Consider the following 18,470-nt stretch of genomic DNA (forward strand, 5'->3'; position numbering starts at 1 on the left):
ATGCCGATCCTGGAGTCGGGTTACCCGATTCCAGAGTCGGATCAACCCGACTCCAGGATCGGATTGATCCGACTCTGGAATCGGATCACTTAGCTATGTGCACACGTCTGCCATCTGTGCACATCGCACACCGATCCGACTGTGCAGCGGGATCGCTTAGCAATGTGGTAATGCTCTTCCCGGTAAGTGATCCGTTCCCCAGAGGCTGATCGCCTACCGCCCCCATACCGACGTGCAGGGACGGCCCCCACATGGCAGAGCAGGCGCGAAAGATCCTCGCCCTGGTCGATCAGGACACGGGAGAGTTCGAGGAGGTACACCGCGCCAACTACGCGTTCGACGGAGCTCACATCAACGTGGGCATCCGCAAGGGCCGGGAACTCGCCTCGGCGGCCTCGGGCCTGACCGACCGGGAGTTTCGCGTCCTCGTCTGGTACTGGTTCGCCACGGAGACGAGCGAGGAAGCCGTCATGCGTACGGGGTCCGCCATCGCTGAGGAGCTGGGCATGAGCCCGGATGCTCTGTCGAGGGCGGTGAAAGTGCTCAAGCGGGCTCGGCTGCTTGTCGAGGCGGGCGGGCTCGGGCGGACCACCTTCTACAGGTGCACGCCCTACCTTGCATTCATCGGTACCGGCTTCGCCCACCGCGAGGCCGTGAAGGACTGGAACCCTCCGGAGACCAGGGTGCGCGAGCCCCGTGTCCGTCGGCGTGGGAAGAAGGGCGAGGCCTGATGAGGATTCACGACGCGGCAGACGTGCAGTACCTGCTGAAGAAGACCGGACGGGTCCTCAGCCCGAACCAGCGCATCGTCGTCATGCTCTACGCGTCCTCGGAGCAACGTCCCGACGGCACGGTGATGATCAAGGCCAGCACACTGGCCGCCACGGCGGGAATGACACCACCGGTGCTGTCCCGGACCCGGAAGGAACTGCTCGAGGCGGGCTGGCTGGAGGTGACCGGCAGTGTGGGAAGCGCCAAGCACTACCGGCTCAACCCGGCACTTTTCGAGGACCGAGGTCAGGCCGGACGTCACCTGCGAGCCGTCGGCAGCTGAAGGGGCGATGCCGTGAAGCGATCCGACTCTGGAGTCGGATCGTTTCTCCATGAGTGAAGCAGCGGGGACTTCACGGATCTGCTGCGGCAGGCAATTATCACGGCGTGATAATCCGGTGCCGGGAGGCTAGGGGGAGCACGACCAGCGTACGGGGTTGCCGTCTGGTCCGTCTGTGAGCCAGGTGCTGTCGCCCAGGGGCACCAGTTCGTACGGGCTGGACACCTCGACGGTGATTTCGCCCCTGACCGTGCCGGTGCGCACGTCGACAAGGTGGTAGCGGAACCACTCGTCCTCGTCCTCGTCCTGGCCTTCACCGCCCAGCGTGACGACGGCCAGGTCCGGGGTCAGATAGCCGCCGCTCCATTCCACGAACGTCTCGTCCGGGTCGTATCCGAAGGCTTCGACGGGCAAGGTGAAGAGCACCTCCCCGGTGGGATGGCGATGGAAGGCGACGTCCGCCTGTCCGTGGTCGACGGTCATGGCCTGCTGCCCGTCCGGCGCCAGGTCGATCAGACACCGGTCCTCCCATGGCACCGTCACGAATGCCGGCTCACCGTCCGCCTCGGCCAAAGCCCTGAAGACGACGGAGCCGTCCTGGCCCTCACCGACGTCGAGGTAGATACTGCCGTCAACGGGGTGTACGTGATGGCCGGCACCGTGCCCGGCCGTCTCCAGCTCCCGTCGGACCAGGACGGCCCCGCTGTCGGCGTCGTGCACGACCCACTGGTCGGCGTTCCCTCGTCCTGCCATCGCGTCCGGTCGGTAGACCCACACGCTCCGGCCGTTCAGAGCGAGCGCACAGCCGGGCCAGTGGCCATGGCTCTCGTCCGAGTGCGGTTCGAACTCCCCCGTCCACACCTGCTCACCGGCGCGTGTCAGGCAGACAACGCTGTTCAGCGTCACGTACACGACTCGATCGAGGCCGGGCCAGACCGCCGACTCCACCACCTCGTCACCGGGTCGCGGCCGGAACACCGCGACGGGCTCCAGCGTGCCGAGCTCGCCGGAGTTCAGGACGTACCCGCATATCGACCCGCCACGGTGGCGCGTGATCACCTTTGGAGGCCGTACAGGGATCATGCGCCGAGGCTAACGCCCGGCTCAGGCCGACCGGCAGCTTGGGTCGGCCTGTCCAGTAGGTCTCAGGGCCCAGGACCGGTGCCCGTGGCTCAGCCGCCGTAGAGGCCCCACTTGTCGAGGCCGCTGTAGACGTGTGCTTCGAGGCATTGCGGGGCGTCGAGGCCCTCGGCCTCGCCTCGGTACACGGCGATGAGGGAGTCCTTGCCCCGCCACCAGGTGTCGGTCACTCCTTGTACTTCGGGGACCGGCTCGAATCCATCGAGATCCAGTGAGTCGACGGCCTCGCGCTTGACCCTCGTGACGGTCGTGGCCCACCGGCGGGCATGGGCGGCGAGGGCCAGGGATTCCACCCATCCGTCTGTGCCGGCATGCAGGGGTGTCCAGCGGTCGGCGTCGATGCCGAACGCACCGTCGGGGCCGATCATGAATCCGTAAGCCATGGACACCCGGCAGTCCCCTGCCCGGAACGACCAGCCTTCCGTAGGCGTCCCCGAGGGACAGCCGGCGGCCAAGACGCGCGGACCGCCCTCGTAGAACGGGGCCGGTGGCAGGGCAAGGCCGCCCCAGCGGTCCTGGAAGGCAGCGGCGCGGTCGATCTCCGCGACAGGGATCCCGTGCCCCAGCCATACGTCGCGGTGCCGTTCGACGTCCCGCCGGCAGACGCGGACGCCTTCCGTCTCGATGAACCACTGGGCTCTGCGGCTCAGGCCGGCGGGCGCGACCGGGACGGGCGATACGGGCCGGTCAGCCATTACTGCTGCTCGCCGTTGCGGGCGTGGAGTACGGCCGACGCAATCTCCCACACGCGGTCGAGGCTGATTCCCGTGTGCTGCTCGACGGCGAGGGGATGATCGGTGGGCTCCAGCTCGACGAAGGGGCGCTCGCCCACCGGGCGGGTATGGACGTGCGTCTTCAGGTTGAGGGTCGTCGTCGGGTACACCGGAAGGTCGGTGGTGAGCCAACCGAAGTACGGCTCCTCGGCCTCACGGCCGGGCCTGTTCCACAGATCCGAGGCCCGGGAGAAGCTCTCTCGGCTGAGCGAGACCCAGACCTCCCAGGAGAACACCTCGTCACTGCCACTGACCGGTATCTCGATCAGACCTTTGACGAAGTAGTGCTGACCGAGGACCACACACTGATCCGCGGTCAGCAGGCAGTCGTCGGCATCGGCGAAAGCCGGATCCCACACAGCAGGAGCATCGGCCGTGTAGTTCATCGGCAGCTCCGGATGATGGGCCCCGCAGCACCCGCAGGTGAACCCCGTATCACTGATCATGGACCCGGAGCCTAGCGACGGACTCCAGAAGTACGCCGGGCAGGCTTCCCGGCTTTCCCGACTCCTGCCTTGCGTTGCCAACCATCGCGCTCAGACACCCCCAGCCAGCGAAAGCCAGCCAGGGCGATACCTGCAGACTCCCGAGCCGGCGCGCGTATGCCTGAGAACCCACCCCGAACCTCCGCCACGCTGTGTAACTGCTGAGCTCGGAAAGTGGCACCGTGCTGAGGAGAACCTACGGGCAGAGGGGCACCCCGAGGAACGGAGCGCTTGCGCGAGTACCGCAGGGCAGCCCGTACGGAGGGTTCCTTTGCAGGGTTCCTTCCCCTGTATGGAGAGTGCGTAGCCTCCGCGACGCTTTGACCTGCGGAAACACCTGGTGGATCGGTACCGAGGGATGCCGATATCGGCACTCTGAGATGCCGATATGAGCACACTAGGATGCCGATACATGTCGTCAGTGGTCATGTCGTCAGTGGTCATCGAGGGAACCGGGCGGTTCCTTCGACGACCTATGGCGACATGACGCAGTAGGTCGTCGAAGGAACCTCAGGATTCCTTCGACGACCCTCAGCGACATGTCGGTACGGGTATGTGAAGGAAACGCCGGGTTCCTTCGGTTACCCCACACGACATGTCGCCAGTGGTAATGTCGCGGTTGTCAGAGACAAAGCCCAGGTCAGGGGTCGCAAGTGCCAAATCAGGGCCGCAGTGGACGCAGCCGTGCGCTGGTCAACACCGCGACTGGTGAGGTCCACGAGCTGCTGGAACCAGAGGACGAGGGCGCCCCACGCCGGTCCTACGCCTTCGGCGGCCGGCACGGGCAGTTCAGCTTCGAACGAGTCCTTGCCATGCTCGCGGCTGATTCAGGAATCACCGGTAACGAGTTTCGGCTGTTCTTCTACTGCGGGATCATGACGTACAACGGGAAGGGTGGTGCCACAGCAGTGGAGGCCGCCGACTTCCTCGGACTGACCCCGCAGGCGACGAGGAGGATGGCCAAGAAGCTCGCCGAGCACAAGATGCTCCTGGTGGCCGATGTGATCGGCCGGACCATCAAGTACCGGGTGACTCCGCACATCGTCTCCAGTCTCTCCGGACGGGAACAATCCGAAGAGGCAGCCGCCTACCACCTGCCGACCCTGCCGGGCCGTCCGGCGCAGCGACGAAGGGCCTGACCATGGCACGCAACAGTCCATACCCAGAGCTCGAAGCCCTGCAGGCGCGCATAAGCGATCTCTCGCACCTGAAGCAGAACGTGCTGATGACCTACGCGATCCTGGGCGGCCTGGACAACAGCGTCGAGCGCACCGCGGCCGAGCTGGCCGAGCTGATCGGCGTACCCGCACCGCACTTCTCCCGGGCACGGCGCGAGCTCGAGGCGGCCGGCTATCTGGAGTGCACCCACACCATGGGGCAGGTGAAGTTCTTCCGTCTGGGCGAGGCGGCAACTGCGCGTCAGGTCGTGGTTCCCCTGCTGAACCGACCGACCGGCTGAGCAAGCGCACCAGTCGAGAGAGGCGCGAGAGACTCAACGGTCTCTCGCGCCTCTCTCGTCATTCGTACTGTGCCACGTCTGCCACGTCTGCCTCGGCACCGCGCCTGGTCGAGACTTGAAACGATCCGACTCCAGAGTCGGATCGTTTCTCCGCACGAGAACCAGCGGGAGCATCACGGACGGCTGCGGCAGGTGATTATCACGGCGTGATAATCCCGGCTGGACGCTGCTGAAGCAGGCGCCTTGCCAGCGATCTTCTTGACCTCAAGCATGGTTGAAGTTCTAGCGTCTTCTCCGGCTGATCACCTGACGGCCGATCACCTGACGACTGGAGCAGACGCGTGATTCTCGTAACGGGTGCCACCGGGAACGTAGGAAGTGCTCTGCTCGATGAGCTGCACGCGTGCGGTGCCGGGCCGCTGCGGGGGCTCACCCGTGACGCCGCGCGGGCCTCGTTCCCGGAAGGGGTGGAGGTGAGTGAGGGCGACTTCGCCGACATGGCTTCCCTGAAGCCCGCGCTGGACGCGGTGCGCTCGCTGTTTCTCGTGTCGCGGATGGGCCCTGATGCCGACATCCTCGACGCCGCCCGGCAGGCGGCTGTCGAGCATGTGGTGCTCGTGTCCTCCATCACCGTCCAGACGCATCCGGATCTGGGCCCTGCCCGCGAGAACCTGGCTGTCGAGCGGCTGCTCAAGGGCAGCGGCATGGCCTGGACGGTTCTGCGGCCGACGCAGTTCGCCTCGAATGCCCTGTGGTGGGCGGAGTCGGTCCGTGCGCGCCAAGAGGTCCGTGTGCCGTACGCGGACACCGGGCTGCCCACGATTCACCCTGCGGACATCGCGGCGGTGGCGCGAGTGGCGTTGACCGAGCCCGGTCACCAGGGGCGGACGTATGCGCTGACCGGCCCGGAGCGTGTGACGGCTCGGCAACAGGTGGAGGCCATCGCGGCGGCCTTGGGACGGGAGGTGCCGTTCGCGGAGATCGGCCGGGCGGAGGCCCACCGGCACATGTCCACGTTCTTGGGAGCCGAGGCCGCGGACGCGGTGCTGGATCTGACGGGCGGGGACGTCAACGACGAACTGCTGACGGTGCGCGACACGGTCTCAAGGGTCACCGGAACCGCCGCCAGGCCGTTCCGTCAGTGGGTCCTGGAGAATGTCGCCGCCTTCCGCTGAGCAGCCCCTCCCCGAGCCACGTGCACGCGTACTTGCAGGAGGAGCCCGGGGTGACCGGCCGTCGAGGCGGAGGACATCACGGGTCAGCAGTCGATGCCCTTGACCACTCGGGCGGGCACGCCCGCGACCAGGGTGCGGGCCGGCACGTCGCCGGTGACGACCGCACCGGCGGCCACGACCGCTCCGGCGCCGATGGTCACACCCTGCGTGACCACAGCGGCCGCGCCGATCCAGACGTCGTCCTCGATCACGATCGGGGCGCTGGTGACGTACGCGCGCCGCTCTGCCAGGGGCAGCGGGTGGCCGCCGGTGGTGAGGCTGACCTTCGGGGCGATCATGACGTTGTCGCCGATGCTGATGCCGCCGTGGTCCATGAAGGTGCAGCCTTGGTTGACGAAGACGTTCGTCCCGAACTTCGTGCCCAGGCCGTACTCGGTGAAGAAGGGCGGGTAGATCGTCACCGACTCCGGCAGCGGGCCGCCGAACACAACCGCCAGTAGTTCGGCACGGCCCTCGGTGTCTCGAGGGAGCCGACAATTATCACGGCGTGATAATCCGGGCCGGACGCTGTGCGATGTCGCGGAAGATGGGGCAGCGTGAGGAACGCCATGACCGACTACCTGGCCGCCGCCATGGCGATGCTCGGCCCGGCCCAGAACCGTTATGCGAACCCTCCCGCCTGGGACCGGCTCCACGCAGAACTCGGCATCCGGCTGCCAACCGACTATCAGACCGTCGTGGACGCATACGCTCCCATCCAGCTCAACGGCCACCTGTACCTGCACCACCCCGCGACCGAACGCTGGAATCTGGGCCAGGAGATACGGGACACGATCCGCGCTTGGTCCGAAGTTTCCTGGCACGACCTCGACCCGGACGAGGACCCTCGCCTGCTGTTCGGTCTCACGGAGTTGAGCTTCGGCACCCGCAACGGGCTGTGGCAGATCGCGAGCACCGACCGAGGCGAGACGTTGTTCCTCGTGGCTGTGGACGATACGGCCCCCCGGCTCCTGGTTGAAGACGGCGAAGGCGGCTGGGCTCAGTTCGAAATGAGCTTCGCAGAATGGCTCTACCGATACCTCATCGGCGAAGACATGGCGGGCCCCAATACCTCCGTCTTCTACCCCGGCCCGGTACAGCTGCGCCGACTTCCGATGACCGCTGACGAACGGCCGGAGCCGTGGAGCGGGCCGGACCGCGGTATGTGACCCTGCATGTCGGCGTACGGGTCCCGGCACACGGCGCTGACTCCCCAGCTGCTTACGGACGAACGTCCTCAGCACTCTGCCTTTCCGGGTCTCTCCGGTGCCGCGTAATTCATGCGACTTGGAGCGTCGGCTCTGGAACTCTGCGGTTTGGGCCTGCGGGGCAGGGCGTTCGATCGGTGCAGAGACTGGAGTGGTGATCAATGGACTTCGTGCTTGAGGGACCGGTTCTGGAGGGCAGTGTCGTACGCCTGGAGCCGCTCAGTCACCGGCATGCGGAGGACTTGGCCGCGGCGGCAGAGGAGAACCGCAGCTCGTATGGGTTCACATGGGTGCCGAAGGCCACCGAGGTCGAGGGATACATCGACGCCCAGCTCGCCCGCGCCGCTGACGGCAAGCTTGCTCCGTACGCTCAGGTGGATCGGGTATCAGGGCGGGCGGTCGGGGCCACGGCCTTCTGGGATCCGCGGCTGTGGCCGACGGGAGACGGTCTGTGCGCGATCGAGGTCGGTTTCACCTGGCTTGCGGCGTCGGCTCAAGGCACCGGGACGAACACCGAGGCCAAGTACTTGTTGTTCAGGCACGCGTTCGAGGGCTGGGGGGTAGCGCGTGTCGACTTGAAGACGGACGCACGGAATACCCGTTGTCGGGCTGCGATCGAAGGAGTAGGCGCCCGTCTCGAAGGTGTCCTGCGGAACTGGTCCCGGTCGTGGGCCCCTGGCGAGGATGGACTTCTCCGTGATTCCGCGATCTTTTCGATCACCTCAGCGGAGTGGCCGGACTGCCGCACCAGGCTTGAGCAGCGAATCGCTCGGGTCCTCGAGCGCAGGTGACAGGGTGCGGATCTGCCGGCTCCGAAGGAGCCCGAGTCGTCCCCGCCACGGCGTCTGAGGGCCGATGCGCAGAGCATCTGAAACTGCTCAGTCCGTCTGCGCAGGGGCGGCAGCGATCAGCAGTGCGGTGAACGCGACGGGGGCGGCTGTCTGGTAGACCACCCAGACTTCACCACCGGCGCCGCTGCCCTGCCACGCCGTCAGGAGGCCGGCCAGGGCCGCCAGTACCCAGCCGCTGTCGTAGGCGATCATGAGCCGCATGTAGGTGCGCATCGACCGGCGGCGTGTGTATCCGATCCCGACCCCGCCGCCGATCAGCAGGGCCACGCCCGAGACGACCATCAGCCAGGCAGGCGTGCCGAGTAGCCGGCCGAGCGGGGCAGCGCCGGCGATGTAGACAGCGGCCAGCAACACCTTGAAGGCGCCATCGGCGATGGCCCCCACCGTCCGGCGGCTCATCCGCGGTGCCACGACCTGGGTCATGAATGTTCCCCCCAGAAGCTCGTTCCGGCTGATTGATCCCGTAACAAGATTACGGCAATAATCAGATTATGAGAATGACGAGAGCAGAGGCCAAGGAACGCAACCGTCGCGCCTTGCTGGACGCTGCGTTCGAGGTCGTGTCCCGGGACGGGTACCGGGCCAAGCTCGACGAGATCGCCCAGCGCGCCGATCTGACCACGGGCGCCGTCTACTCACTGTTCGGGAGCAAGAACGACTTGGTGGTGGCCCTGGTCGCCGACTACCTGCGGCCGTACTACGACGAGATCGAGCAGGCGGTTCCCGCCGGACTCGACCTGCTGGAAGCGGTCGACGCCTTTGCCCGGTACTACCGGCGCAGTTGTGACGCCCCGGATGCGCGGTCGCGCCTGTCGCTTCAGATCACCTTGCTGGACATGGCCGTGCATGACCCGGAGTTGGGATCCCGGCTCGCCACATCCATCCGGTCGCAGGAGGAGCATCTGATCGCGCTGTTCACCGGAAGGACACATGGCGGGAGCGTCGTGACGTCGCAGCAGGCGCAACGCCTGACCACCGCGCTCAGGGCACTCTTCGTCGGCCTCAGCCAGGGCGTCACCCTTGGTCTTGCTCCTGGTGCCGACGAGCAGTACTTCGCCGCTGCCGCACGCTCCTTGGCGTCCGGCATGTCCCTCATCGATCACGACGAGGGCGGTTCGTGAGGGCCACTGCGGAAGAGCCGTGCCGTCTCACCATGGGTGAGACGAGGTGCGATTGCTCCTTCAGCGCACGATGCGTGCACGTCACCAGCCATCCCCACTCGGCGCTGACCATGTCAGGTCGGACGCCCAACGGGTGAAACCACGTCAGAACATGCAAAGCGGTTGTCATCGCGCCCACAGAAGTCAGTATGCTGACGTCATGGCTTCCCCCTATCCCGACGGAGACCGGGAAAAGGTAGCGTCCAAGCTGCCCTCGGCGCTCCAGCAAGCGCTCAAGGTCCGCGCCGCCGAACTCAGCCTGGACATCCAGGACGCCGTCGAGGCGGCCATCAACGACTGGCGCGACAGCACGAGCGGCGGCGCCGAGGTCGACACCGCCGGTGCGCGGTCGTTCTCCACGTGGCTTCCGCCAGGCCTGTACGAGCAGTTCAAGGAGACGTGCACCGATCGCGGCGTCTCCTACACGCAGGGCCTCGCCCAGTCCATCCGCGGCTGGCTCGACGCCAACCCCTCCCCCCAGCACGGCGCCCGCGGCACCGAACCCGAGCGGAAGATCGTCGGCAACCAGAAGGGCGGGGTCGGCAAGACCGCCATCTCCGCCGGCATCGGCGAGGCCTACGCCGAGGCGGGCAAGCGCGTCCTCATCGTCGACTTCGACCCGCAGGGCCACCTCAGCGAACAGCTCGGAGTCCCCCAGATCGAACCCGACCACGACAGCCTGGTCTCGCACATGTGCGGCGACGGCAGCGGAGACCTGCGCGACCTCGTCGTGGTGATAGAGGACCCGCGGTTCCAGAAGCGCCTGCACGTCCTGCCCGCCTGCTTCGACGGGTTCCTCCTCGACGCGAAGATCGCCGTCGTGGCCACGCAGAAGCGCGGCTTCCAGAAGGAGGCCGCCCTCGAGCTGGCGCTGCGCCCGCTGGAGGCCGACTACGACGTGATCATCGTCGACTGCCCCCCCAGCCTCGGCATCGCCATGGACGCCGCCCTCTACTACGGGCGCCGGCGCCGCGGCGAAGCCGCCGGTGGCTCCGGGGTAGTCATCCCCGTACTCGCCGAGGACTCCTCCGCCACCGCCTACGGCATGCTCGCCCAGCAGATCGAGGACCTCTGCGAAGACCTCTCCCTCGAGATCGACTACCTCGGCCTCGTCGTCAACCTCTACGACTCGCGCCGCGGTTACGTCGCCACCTCCTCCCTGGACAACTGGAAGTCGCTCGGCGACCCGAAGGTCCTCGCCGTCATCGGCGACCTGAAGGAGCAGCGGGAAGCGGTCCGCAAGCGGATGCCGCTGCTGAGTTACGCGCCCCAGAGCGACCAGGCGGAAGCCATGCGGCAGGTAGCGAGGGGAGCCACCCGGTGAGCAAGGCGGACACCCTGGGGTCGGCACCCGCCTTCGGCGCGGCCCGCGGCGCCCGGTCCTCCCGGCGCAACCTCATCGACAAGACCATCGCCGGTGAGGAGTCGACCACGGCGGCCATCACGGAGCTGCCGGTCACCCTCATCAGCGACAACCCCGACAACCCGCGCAACCACCTGCGCAACCTCGACGAGACGGTGCAGAGCGTCCGCGAGGTCGGCATCATCATCCCCATCGCCGTCGCCACGGTCGACGCCTACCTGCGCAGCCGGCCGGACCGCGCCGACGACCTCGACGACGGAGCGAAGTACATCGTCGTCGACGGCCACCGGCGCCTGGAGGCCGCCCGCCGCGTAGGCCTGGCCACCATCCCCGTCCGCGTCGACAACGGCCGGGTCGCCACCGACGAGGCGCTCCTCGAGGCCGCGTTCGTCGCGAACTACCACCGCGACGACATGACGGACCTGGAGGAGGCCCACGCCCTCAAGACCCTGGTCGACTACTACGGTTCCCAGACCAGGGCGGCCAAGCGGCTGGGCATTCCGCAGAACACGATCTCCAGCAAGCTGTCCCTGCTGAAGCTCACTCCCGAGCTCCAGAAGGACCTGGTGACCGGGGCGCGGAAGGTGGAACACGTCCGCAACCTCGGCAAGTTGTCCGCCGACGAGCAGAAGGCCAAGGCGGACGAACGGGCGGAGGCGGCCCGCGCCAAGGCGGAGGCCCAGTCGGCGCGTGAGGTCGTCGAGCGCCAGGCGGGCCCCGCCGATTATCACGGCGTGATAATCCCGGAGACGCCCGCCGAGCAGGTCACCCCCTCTCCTTCCGCTTCACCGGTTACCGCGTCGGCCGCGTCACAGGCACCAGCGCCCGGTCCCGGCGCACCGACACCGCCCGCCGAGCGTGAGCAGGCGGCTTCCGAGTCCATCCCGGTACCGCGCGCCGGTGCGGCGGAGCCCGGTCCGGCGAACGCGGAAGAGGCGCAGCCGAAGCAGCCGAAGCGGCTCCCCTACGACGACGCCTTCTACTGCGTGCACCATCTCCACCAGAAGATGACGGCCGAGACGTTCGTCCAAGGGTCCCGGGTGTGGATGGACATCCTGCGGGAGCGGCACCCGGACGAGTACAGAGCCCTGCTGGCCGAGCTGGGAGCCCGGTAGCGGACCGGCAGTCGCCCCACGGCCCTGTTCGCCTTCCTCGTGACGGCGGGCGGGGCCGTGTCTGTTCGTTTGCCGGCGTAGTCGGTCGTGCCCCGCCCTTCTTCGGGCAGTTCGCGCATGATCACTGGTGACGAGTGGGTCAGTGTGCGGGGGGAGGCTCGATGCATCCGGTTTCTGGGAAGTGTCCGTTGACGTTGACCCATATGCGTGAACTGCTCACCGCGCCGGAGATGCAGGCGGATTGGCCGACGTAGATGCCGAAGACGCTCCCGTCGGCCGGGATGGTGGCGGCTGTGCCCGTGGTGCGGTTGCTGACTTCGACGCGCCAGGGGACAGCGATGTCCTCGAGGACGGGCAGCAGGTGTTCGGGGGAGATGCGCCCACGTTGCTGTTGCGTCTTGAGGGCGGCCTTGACCTCCTGGGTTTTGGCGGTGGCTGCTTGTTGGTCGAAGGCAGTTGGCCTTGTCGGAGAAGAGCGGCGGGTAGCCCGTGAGCAGGATCCTTGCGTTCGGTGCCTTGGCGTTGATCTGCTTCAGCGTTTCCGTGATGTCCGGCCGGACAATGGTGTTGATGATTCCGGGGATCGCTTCGGCCAGGGGCTTGCCGATGTCCTTGGTGTCCCTGCCGCCGACGTGGGAGTCGGTGTCGCCGCTCTCGAACGCCTTGTTGGCGCAGCTGCCGTCGCCGATCGCGATCAGGCATTTCTGGATGACGTCGGCGAAGCGTGGGTCGTTGCCGCCGATGCTGATGGTGACCAGGGAGGTGTTCTGGTCGAGGTATCCCTTCTCGATCTGCGGTAGTTCCCTGCTGTTGCTCTTGACCACGCCTCCGTGGAGCACGTTGTACGTGTCGGTCGGGCTCCGGAGCACGCGATCAGGTGCGGGTCCAGGGAGGGGTCGAGGCCGTCGGCTCGTTCACCGATCGATGTACTGCGCCCGGGGATCGTTGCCTGCCGTGACCAGGCCGTCGGTCATGGCAGCTCGCCGTGGAGCCGGTGAGCGCGTTCCTCACCTCGCAAACGGTCCATGTCGACTCCGCGCTGTCGTACCGCCTCGACCCAGGCGACCACGTGGCTGCCGAAGTCGGCGACCCGTGAGAGGGGAATGTCCCTGGCAGCGGTGAGGAGCGTCAGCAGACCGTCCGCCGACGTGTCACCGCTGTCGCAGGCCCGGCACAGGTCCGCTTCCCGGTAGCCGTGGACGGGCCGCCCGGCGTTGTTCGTCCACGCATGACCGAACCGGACACGGAGCAGAGCCGCGCCTCCGCAGCGGGCGCACGGCGGCACCTCGCCGACCCTGACGGCGATCTCATCACCGTCGGTCATGCCACACCGTGCCAGGTGTCCTGACCGAAGGAGCCCTTGATGTCGGAGGCGATCGTGGCGGCGTTCACCATCGACTGAAGGACGTAGACCGTGGTCTTCCGGGGGCCGCGTACGAAGAGATGGACGGGGCTTTCGCCGGGGTGGGCGCCCATGATGCGCTTGAGTTCCCTGACCATCGGCTCGTTGACGCGGTGGTGGGGGAAGGCCAGTTGGACCGGCGCCGCACCGGTGCGCTCGGCGGCCGTCACGTCGAGGACCTGGAGTTCCTGGCCGAAGACGCTGATGGCGCCGTCCCGGTCGTTGATGCGCCCCTGGACGGAGATCACGCTGTCCTCCACCAGCGCGCCCAGCACGAGCTGGTAGGTCGCGGGGAAGAAGAGGACCTCGATCGTGCCGTCGCGGTCGGCGAGGTTCACGATGGCCCAGGCGTTGCCCTGCTTGGTCACCTTGTTCTGGACGCTGGTGACGAGGCCGGACAGCCGCACCGTTCCCTCGGTCCGGCCGGAGGCCAGCAGGTCGGGGATGGTGGTGTCCCGGTGGGCGGCGAGGATGTGCTCGGTGCCGTCCAGGGGGTGGGCGGAGACGTACATGCCGAGCATCTCGCGCTCGGTGGACAGCAGCTGCTTGCGCGGCCACTCGCCGTCGTCGATCCGCACGTCGAGGCCGAAGCCGGAGTCGCCGTCGTCGCCGGTGCCGCCGCCCAGTCCGGCGAAGAGGTCGTCCTGGCCGTAGGCCGCGGCCTTCTTCAGCGGCACGACCGCGTCGATAGCCGACTCGTGCACGGCGCACAGTCCCCTGCGGGTGTGACCGAGCGAGTCGAAGGCGCCGGCCTTGATGAGCGATTCGACCGCCCGCTTGTTGAGGGCCGGCAGGTCGGCCTTGTCGAGGAAGTCGGCGAAGCCGGTGAACTTCCCCTTCGCCTTCCGTGCCGCGACGACCGTGTCGATGACGTTGTCGCCGACGTTGCGCACCGATCGCAGCCCGAAGCGCACGTCGTCGCCGACGGCCGTGAACTGTGCGACGGACTCGTTGACGTCCGGCGGCAGGACGGTGACGCCCAGCTTTCGGGCGTCGGCCAGGTAGATGCCGGCCTTGTCCTTGTCGTCGCCGACGGACGTCAGCAGCGCCGCCATGTACTCGGCCGGGTAGTTGGCTTTCAGGTACGCGGTCCAGTAGGAGACGAGGCCGTAGCCGGCGGTGTGGGACTTGTTGAAGGCGTAGCCGGAGAAGGGGAGCATCACGTCCCAGATGGCCTTGACGGCCTCTTCCGAGTAGCCGTTGGCGGTCATGCCGTCGTGGAACTTCTCCCACTCGGCGGCCAGGACCTCGGGCTTCTTCTTGCCCATCGCGCGGCGCAGCATGTCGGCGCCGCCGAGGGTGTAGCCGGCCAGGGTCCGGGCGATGGCCATGATCTGCTCCTGGAAGATGAGCAGGTGGTGCGTCGAGCCCAGGATCGGGTCCAGGACCTCCTTGAGCTCCGGATGGATCGGTTCGGGCTCCTGCTTGCCGTTCTGCCGCAGCGCGTAGTTCGTGTGCGCGTTGGCCGCCATCGGGCCGGGCCGGTACAGGGCGAGGGCGGCGGCGATGTCCTCGAAGCGGGTCGGCGCCATCAGCTTGAGGAGTGCGCGCATGCCGCCGCCGTCGAGCTGGAACACCCCGAAGGTGTCGCCGCGGCCGAGCAGCTCGAAGGTCTTCCGGTCGTCCAGCGGAATGACGACGGTGCCGCTGTCGCCGTCCATCGGGTCGACGGTGGCGAGCCTGACGCCGCGGTTCTCGCGGATGTTCTCGATGGCGTGGTCGATGACGCCCAGGTTCCGCAGGCCCAGGAAGTCCATCTTGACCAGCCCCATGTTCTCGCAGCTGGGGTAGTCGAAGCCGGTGATCTTCACGCCGTCGGAGGCGCGCATGTGCAGCGGGATTCGGTCGGTGAGCCTGGTCTTGGACAGGATGACGGCGGCCGCGTGCACGCCGGTGCCGCGGGTCAGGCCCTCGACGCCCTTGGCGGTGTCGATGACTGTCTTCACGTCCGGCTCGTTCTCGTACATCGTCCGGATTTCACCGGCCTCGCCGTAGCGGGGGTGCGCGGGGTCGAAGATGCCGTCCAGCGGGATCGACTTGCCCATGATGTCCGGTGGCAGTGCCTTGGTGATCCGTTCACCGTGGCTGAAGGGGTAGCCGAGGATCCGTGACGAGTCCTTGATCGCGTTCTTGGCCTTGATCTTGCCGAACGTGTTCACCATCGCGGTGTACTCGTCGCCGTACTTCTCGGTGACGTACCGGACCATCTTGTCGCGCCGGCGGTCGTCGAAGTCGAGGTCGACGTCGGGCGGGTTGATCCGCTCGGGGTTGAGGAACCGCTCGAAGAGCAGGCCGTGCTCCAGGGGGCACAGCTCGGTGATGCGGGTCGCGTAGGCGACGATCGAGCCGGTCGCCGAACCACGGCCGGGGCCGACCGGCACGCCGTTGTCCCGGGCGTACTTGCAGATGTCCGCGACCACGAGGAAGTACGAGGAAAACCCCATCGGACCGATGACCGACATCTCGGTCTCGAAGCGCTCCAGAACCTCGGCCGGTACGGGATCGCCGTACCGCATGGCGAGGCCGGCCAGGACCTCCTTGCGCAGCCAGGACTCCTGGGTCTCCCCGTCCGGCACGTCCGGGAACTGGGGCATCTCGTCGACGTTGTCGAAGACCTCGTCGTACGACCCGACCCGCTCGGCGATCAGCAGCGTGTTGTCGCAGGCCTCGGGAAGCTCCGCGAACAGCGCCCGCATCTCGGCCGCCGTCTTCAGGTAGTAGCCGCTGCCGCCGAAGCGCAGCCTCTTCTCGTCGGCCTTGTTCTTGCCCACGCCGATGCAGAGCAGGTTGTCGTGCGCGTCGGCCTGGCTCTCGTGGATGTAGTGCGCGTCGTTGGTGGCCAGAAGCGGCATGCCCAGCTCCTTGGCCAGCCTCAACAGCCCGTCCCGCACGTCCCGCTCGATGGACAGGCCGTGGTCCATCAGCTCCAGGAAGTAGTTCTCCTTGCCGAAGACGTCCTGGTAGGCGGAGGCGAGCTGCCTGGCCTCGTCGTACTGGTTCAGGCGGAGCCGTGTCTGGACGGCGCCGGACGGGCAACCGGTCGTCGCGACGACGCCCTCGGCGTGCTCGGAGATCAGCTCCATGTCCATGCGGGGCGTGTTCGCCGGGAACTGGCCTGTGTACGAGGCTTCCGTGGACAGGTAGAAGAGGTTCCGCAGGCCCTGCGCCCCCGTCGCCCACATCGTCATGTGGGTGAAGCGGCCACCGCCACTGACGTCCTTCGACCCCACGCCGTCGTCCGACACGGCCCGCCGGCCGCCGGGTCCCCAAAACTCCTGCCGCCGGTTCCGGCGCGAGGACGGGGCGACGTACGCCTCGATCCCGATGATCGGCTTGACCGAGCCGAAGCCCTTGGCCACCTGCTGGAACTCGTAGGCGCCGAAAATGTTGCCGTGGTCGCTCATGGCCACGGCCGGCATGCCCTGCCGGTCCACCTCGGCGAACATCGGCTTCAGCTTCTGAGCGCCGTCGAGCATCGAGTATTCGGTGTGATTGTGCAGGTGAACAAAGCTGTCGGCCACCAGGCGAGCACCTCCGAGAGCAGTGTCGTGAAGCCGCACCTTAACCCCGAAACAAGATCAAATCGGGGTCCTCGGCTGCCGCTTCGGTCGCATCAACTGGGGGCGGTGGTGGGGGCCTTGGCCTGTCGGCGAGAGAGGAAGTGTCGGCTCGGCGTGTCGTGCCGGACCTGTCGGTGAGGGTCTCCAGGAGCGCAGCGCCTTCACTGATCGGTCATGGGCTGCTGAAGGCGCGGGGATCGAACGGAGGCGGATCTGGGGTTGGGGTTTTACCTGCGGGGCGGGGAGCAGGGATCGGCGTGGCTGATTCCGGCAGGGGGGCCGGGGCACCCCCGGGGGTGCGGGGAGCAGTCCACCGGGGAGTCGGCCACCACCTGCACTCAGGGGCCATCCCTGCGGGTGCGGGGAGCAGTCGGCGTCCAGCTCCTCGAGGGAGCGGAGGTAGGGACCATCCCCGCGGGTGCGGGGAGCAGGCCATCGCCACGTTTAACCGCGAAGCCGGAGCGGGACCCATCCCCGCGGGCGCGGGGAGCAGCAGCTCGCTGAAGCGGGGGTCGCCCTCGCCGCGGGACCATCCCCGCGGCTGCGGGGAGCAGAAGTTCGGCAGGGCGGTCGAGGCGCCAGTGCCGGGACCATCCCCGCGGGTGCGGGGAGCAGGCGAACCCCAGATGACCAACACCAATCCGACGGGGACCATCCCCGCGGGTGCGGGGAGCAGCGGACAACCGGTCAAGTCTCTGGCCCCGGCTGGGGGACCATCCCCGCGGGTGCGGGGAGCAGATCGGCTCGCCTCGCTGTGCCATGGCGACCGCGGGACCATCCCCGCGGGTGCGGGGAGCAGTCGGGGAGCTTGCCGTCTTCCCACGCGTCGGGGGGACCATCCCCGCGGGTGCGGGGAGCAGGTGGTCCTCGGCGCGCTGGTGTTCGGCGTGCTGGGACCATCCCCGCGGGTGCGGGGAGCAGTCCTGAATGGCCGGCACCCACACTCGGCGGAAGGGACCATCCCCGCGGGTGCGGGGAGCAGGCCCCGGCCGTCGCGATGACGGCGGTGTCCATGGGGACCATCCCCGCGGGTGCGGGGAGCAGATCGGGAGAGGGTGCCGACGGCACCCAACCCGGGGACCATCCCCGCGGGTGCGGGGAGCAGCCGTCCGGGCCCTGGAAGGTCGGCAGCATTCCGGGACCATCCCCGCGGGTGCGGGGAGCAGGGAGTGCGCCCTGTGTGCACTCGGCGTGCGCCGGGACCATCCCCGCGGGTGCGGGGAGCAGAAGCCGACGCCTCCGTTCCCCGGCCGAGACAAGGGACCATCCCCGCGGGTGCGGGGAGCAGCTCCTTCGTGACTACGGATGTGTGTCGGCCTGGGGACCATCCCCGCGGGTGCGGGGAGCAGTCGCCGGCGTCGGCCAGTTCGACGAGGAATCCGGGACCATCCCCGCGGGTGCGGGGAGCAGGTACACGGTGGTGTAGGTGACCGTCACCGACCGGGGACCATCCCCGCGGGTGCGGGGAGCAGAATCCAACTTCGGCGGCGACATGACCAGCCAAGGGACCATCCCCGCGGGTGCGGGGAGCAGGAAGCCCCCCAGGGCAGGCGTCTCGAGTTCGGGGGACCATCCCCGCGGGTGCGGGGAGCAGCGGCCGACCGCTGCGACCGAGCCGACGCCGCCGGGACCATCCCCGCGGGTGCGGGGAGCAGACCAGGCCGGACATGATCCCGTCGATCTCCTCGG

General features: G+C 67.8%; 18 protein-coding genes and 1 CRISPR repeat array (1 of these 19 running past the window's edge). Of the genes, 11 read left to right on the forward strand and 7 right to left on the reverse strand.

The annotated features are described in order from the left end of the window. Positions 1-251 precede the first annotated feature (251 nt). Together M6G08_RS35435 and M6G08_RS35440 are read left to right on the forward strand one after the other, a co-directional pair. The gene (locus M6G08_RS35435) at positions 252-731 is read left to right on the forward strand and encodes a MarR family transcriptional regulator (protein ID WP_272591565.1); all 480 of its coding nucleotides are present in this window, start codon (positions 252-254) and stop codon (positions 729-731) included. Further along, complete coding sequence (locus M6G08_RS35440) at positions 731-1,054, forward strand: cyclic nucleotide-binding domain-containing protein (RefSeq protein WP_073732247.1); 324 nt, start codon at positions 731-733, stop codon at positions 1,052-1,054. Before M6G08_RS35435 ends, M6G08_RS35440 begins: the two co-directional genes overlap by 1 nt. Before the next feature lie 126 nt (positions 1,055-1,180). Here M6G08_RS35440 and M6G08_RS35445 read toward each other — a convergent pair whose 3' ends face one another. The 3 genes from M6G08_RS35445 to M6G08_RS35455 all read right to left on the reverse strand — a co-directional run bounded on the left by M6G08_RS35445 (position 1,181) and on the right by M6G08_RS35455 (position 3,350). Next, positions 1,181-2,134, reverse strand: coding sequence for a hypothetical protein (locus tag M6G08_RS35445; protein WP_272591566.1), 954 nt, complete (start codon positions 2,132-2,134; stop codon positions 1,181-1,183). 89 nt (positions 2,135-2,223) lie between these two features. Next, positions 2,224-2,886 (reverse strand): hypothetical protein, encoded by a 663-nt coding sequence (locus M6G08_RS35450; RefSeq protein ID WP_272591567.1) that lies wholly within the window; start codon positions 2,884-2,886, stop codon positions 2,224-2,226. Beyond that, a complete protein-coding gene (locus M6G08_RS35455; RefSeq protein WP_272591568.1) occupies positions 2,886-3,350 on the reverse strand; it encodes a DUF2199 domain-containing protein in 465 nt (154 codons plus the stop codon). Before M6G08_RS35455 ends, M6G08_RS35450 begins: the two co-directional genes overlap by 1 nt. Positions 3,351-4,102: 752 nt before the next feature. On the opposite strand from M6G08_RS35455, the gene M6G08_RS35460 reads away from it, so the two are divergent. The 3 genes from M6G08_RS35460 to M6G08_RS35470 all read left to right on the forward strand — a co-directional run bounded on the left by M6G08_RS35460 (position 4,103) and on the right by M6G08_RS35470 (position 6,083). Then, positions 4,103-4,588: a helix-turn-helix domain-containing protein gene (locus tag M6G08_RS35460; protein WP_019329405.1), complete on the forward strand. Its 486-nt coding sequence runs from the start codon at positions 4,103-4,105 to the stop codon at positions 4,586-4,588. A 2-nt stretch (positions 4,589-4,590) separates the two neighbouring features. Beyond that, positions 4,591-4,908 (forward strand): helix-turn-helix domain-containing protein, encoded by a 318-nt coding sequence (locus tag M6G08_RS35465; protein ID WP_019329406.1) that lies wholly within the window; start codon positions 4,591-4,593, stop codon positions 4,906-4,908. Positions 4,909-5,249: 341 nt separating this feature from the next. Beyond that, positions 5,250-6,083: an NAD(P)H-binding protein gene (locus M6G08_RS35470; protein WP_272591569.1), complete on the forward strand. Its 834-nt coding sequence runs from the start codon at positions 5,250-5,252 to the stop codon at positions 6,081-6,083. An 83-nt stretch (positions 6,084-6,166) separates the two neighbouring features. Here M6G08_RS35470 and M6G08_RS35475 read toward each other — a convergent pair whose 3' ends face one another. Further along, positions 6,167-6,739, reverse strand: coding sequence for a DapH/DapD/GlmU-related protein (locus tag M6G08_RS35475; protein WP_443049037.1), 573 nt, complete (start codon positions 6,737-6,739; stop codon positions 6,167-6,169). Here M6G08_RS35475 and M6G08_RS35480 point away from each other — a divergent pair. Further along, positions 6,692-7,291: an SMI1/KNR4 family protein gene (locus tag M6G08_RS35480; protein WP_272591570.1), complete on the forward strand. Its 600-nt coding sequence runs from the start codon at positions 6,692-6,694 to the stop codon at positions 7,289-7,291. The two genes, M6G08_RS35475 and M6G08_RS35480, sit on opposite strands and share 48 nt — an antisense overlap. 200 nt (positions 7,292-7,491) lie before the next feature. Beyond that, the gene (locus tag M6G08_RS35485) at positions 7,492-8,121 is read left to right on the forward strand and encodes a GNAT family N-acetyltransferase (protein WP_272591571.1); all 630 of its coding nucleotides are present in this window, start codon (positions 7,492-7,494) and stop codon (positions 8,119-8,121) included. 87 nt (positions 8,122-8,208) lie between these two features. On the opposite strand, the gene M6G08_RS35490 is transcribed toward M6G08_RS35485, so the two are convergent. Further along, entirely contained in the window at positions 8,209-8,604 is a 396-nt protein-coding gene (locus M6G08_RS35490) for a hypothetical protein (RefSeq protein WP_272591572.1), read from the reverse strand. A 74-nt stretch (positions 8,605-8,678) separates the two neighbouring features. Between M6G08_RS35490 and M6G08_RS35495 the strand changes: the two genes are divergently transcribed. The 4 genes from M6G08_RS35495 to M6G08_RS35510 all read left to right on the forward strand — a co-directional run bounded on the left by M6G08_RS35495 (position 8,679) and on the right by M6G08_RS35510 (position 12,619). Further along, the gene (locus tag M6G08_RS35495; RefSeq protein WP_272591573.1) at positions 8,679-9,302 is read left to right on the forward strand and encodes a TetR/AcrR family transcriptional regulator; all 624 of its coding nucleotides are present in this window, start codon (positions 8,679-8,681) and stop codon (positions 9,300-9,302) included. A 199-nt stretch (positions 9,303-9,501) separates the two neighbouring features. Next, positions 9,502-10,665 (forward strand): ParA family protein, encoded by a 1,164-nt coding sequence (locus M6G08_RS35500; protein WP_272591574.1) that lies wholly within the window; start codon positions 9,502-9,504, stop codon positions 10,663-10,665. After that, entirely contained in the window at positions 10,662-11,819 is a 1,158-nt protein-coding gene (locus tag M6G08_RS35505; protein WP_272591575.1) for a ParB/RepB/Spo0J family partition protein, read from the forward strand. Before M6G08_RS35500 ends, M6G08_RS35505 begins: the two co-directional genes overlap by 4 nt. A 410-nt stretch (positions 11,820-12,229) precedes the next feature. Next, positions 12,230-12,619: a hypothetical protein gene (locus M6G08_RS35510; RefSeq protein WP_272591576.1), complete on the forward strand. Its 390-nt coding sequence runs from the start codon at positions 12,230-12,232 to the stop codon at positions 12,617-12,619. 170 nt (positions 12,620-12,789) lie between these two features. Here M6G08_RS35510 and M6G08_RS35515 read toward each other — a convergent pair whose 3' ends face one another. Then, positions 12,790-13,143 (reverse strand): DUF6300 family protein, encoded by a 354-nt coding sequence (locus M6G08_RS35515; protein WP_272591577.1) that lies wholly within the window; start codon positions 13,141-13,143, stop codon positions 12,790-12,792. Continuing rightward, positions 13,140-16,742 carry a DNA polymerase III subunit alpha gene (dnaE, locus tag M6G08_RS35520; protein WP_272591578.1) on the reverse strand — a complete coding sequence of 1,201 codons (3,603 nt, stop codon included), beginning with the start codon at positions 16,740-16,742 and terminating at the stop codon, positions 13,140-13,142. Before dnaE ends, M6G08_RS35515 begins: the two co-directional genes overlap by 4 nt. A gap of 319 nt (positions 16,743-17,061) precedes the next feature. After that, positions 17,062-18,470: a CRISPR direct-repeat array (repeat unit 29 nt; unit sequence GGGACCATCCCCGCGGGTGCGGGGAGCAG) (it continues 88 nt past the right edge of the window).

The sequence above is a fragment of the Streptomyces sp. M92 genome (assembly GCF_028473745.1).
GTDB lineage: Bacteria > Actinomycetota > Actinomycetes > Streptomycetales > Streptomycetaceae > Streptomyces.